The sequence below is a fragment of the Oleiphilus sp. HI0066 genome (assembly GCF_001635725.1).
Map to the genome: position 1 here is coordinate 1 of NZ_LWFH01001836.1, position 743 is coordinate 743.

At 46.8% G+C, this 743-nt stretch carries 1 protein-coding gene; it reads right to left on the reverse strand.

What is annotated here, in order from left to right:
- On the reverse strand, positions 1-743 hold a 743-nt coding region (locus A3738_RS28520), incomplete at both ends, for an amidohydrolase family protein (RefSeq protein ID WP_156504569.1).

Consider the following 743-nt stretch of genomic DNA (forward strand, 5'->3'; position numbering starts at 1 on the left):
AAGCACCATATTGGATGAAGGGCAATGGCAAACGCTCACACCCGCCCTACCTAAGCGATGCAACTCGTCGTCATTAAAATGAATGCCATGCGCAAGCCAAACATCATTACTCATCCAATTGACGGACTCTAAATAGTCCACGGGGCGCATACCAAATGTTTTAAGGCAGAAGTTATTTTCATCTTCAGTTTCAGCCAAATGGGTATGTAATCGAACACCGTGATCGCGCGCCAAAGAGGCTGTTTGCTTCATCAAATCAGTAGTGACAGAGAACGGCGAACATGGCGCCAGCGCGATATTCACCATAGATCCTTCTGAGGCATCATGATACTGACGAATCAAACGTTCAGAATCTTTCAAAATAGCGTCGTCAGATTGCACAGTCGATTGCGGCGGCAAGCCACCATCGTCTTGCCCTAAACTCATTGAGCCGCGTGTCAGGGTAACGCGCGTTCCCACTTTTGAAGCGGCTTGAACTTGAATATCAATCGCTTCAGTTAATGCCTCAGGAAACAAATAATGATGATCTGAAACCGTAGTACAGCCAGAAAGAAGCAACTCGCTCAAACCTAATTCAGTCGCAGCACTTAGCATCTCTGGTTGAAGCCTCGCCCACACCGGATACAAGGTTTGAAGCCAAGGAAACAAACGTTTGTTAAGTGCTGGCGGAAATGCGCGCGTAAGCGTTTGATAGAGATGATGATGAGTATTAATCAGACCAGGTAATAGGACCGACTCTGAAG